This is a genomic window from Sphingopyxis sp. BSNA05 (genome assembly GCF_013265645.1).
Lineage (GTDB): Bacteria > Pseudomonadota > Alphaproteobacteria > Sphingomonadales > Sphingomonadaceae > Parasphingorhabdus.
Genome location: NZ_PYIA01000011.1, coordinates 1 through 844, shown reverse-complemented (window position 1 = coordinate 844; position 844 = coordinate 1). Strand labels below are relative to the sequence as shown.

Genomic DNA, 844 nt, shown 5'->3' with positions numbered 1-844 from the left:
GCAAGGGTAAACCGGCCTAAACCCGTTGCGGGGTTGATCAGAGCAGAAAAATCCACAACGCGCCTGTTCGATCCGACCATCACATTGCAGGCCGATATTTTTGGTCATGATAAACGCAGGATCTGGGCCAAAGGAACCAGGGTCAATCCCCTCGATACCGTTCCTCTGCGCGCGGCATTGATATTTCTAGACGGCGATGATCCAGCCCAGCTCGAATGGGCATTTGCGCAAAATCAAAGACTGCGAAACTCATTCTGACGAACGGCGCGCCGCTCAAGTTGATGAAAGCGCGCCAAAGGCGATTCTATTTTGATCAAGGCGGAAAACTGACCGCGCATTTCGATATTAAAGCACTACCGGCGATGGTCGATCAACAGGGCCGGATGCTGCGCATCCGGGAGTTTGCGCTGTCCAAAAAGCGGAGGCCAACCCAATGACAAAAAGCTTTTCAAAAATATTCAGATTTAAGCCCGCATTACTATTATGTCTGCTGGCATTCAGCTTGCTTGTCTCAGCCCCGGCTCGCGCCGATGCGGGGCCGGGCCGCTGCACCGGTAAATTTGTCAATCCGATCACCGATATCTGCTGGTCGTGTCTTTTCCCGCTGTCGATTGGCGGCCTTGATATCTGGCCATCAAGCAGACCTGATCCTAAAAATCCTACCTTGCCCGTTTGTCTGTGCGGAATACGACCCGGCATTGCCATGGGGTTCTGGGAGCCGGTCCGGCTTGCCGATGTCAGCATGAAGCCATGGTGCTTTGTCAATCTGGGCGGGCTCAAGATCGATCCCGGGTTTGACATTGGATATCGTTCAATCTCAGGGCCATCGGCCATTGGCGGGGCC

General features: G+C 53.9%; 1 protein-coding gene and 1 pseudogene. Both read left to right on the top strand.

The window, feature by feature from the left end; genetic code table 11:
- A pseudogene (locus C8024_RS22695) lies at positions 1-258 on the top strand (type-F conjugative transfer system protein TraW); the annotation flags it as partial.
- Between the two features lie 175 nt (positions 259-433).
- Positions 434-844: TraU family protein (locus tag C8024_RS01005; protein ID WP_254305449.1), on the top strand; the 411-nt coding region annotated here is incomplete at its 3' end.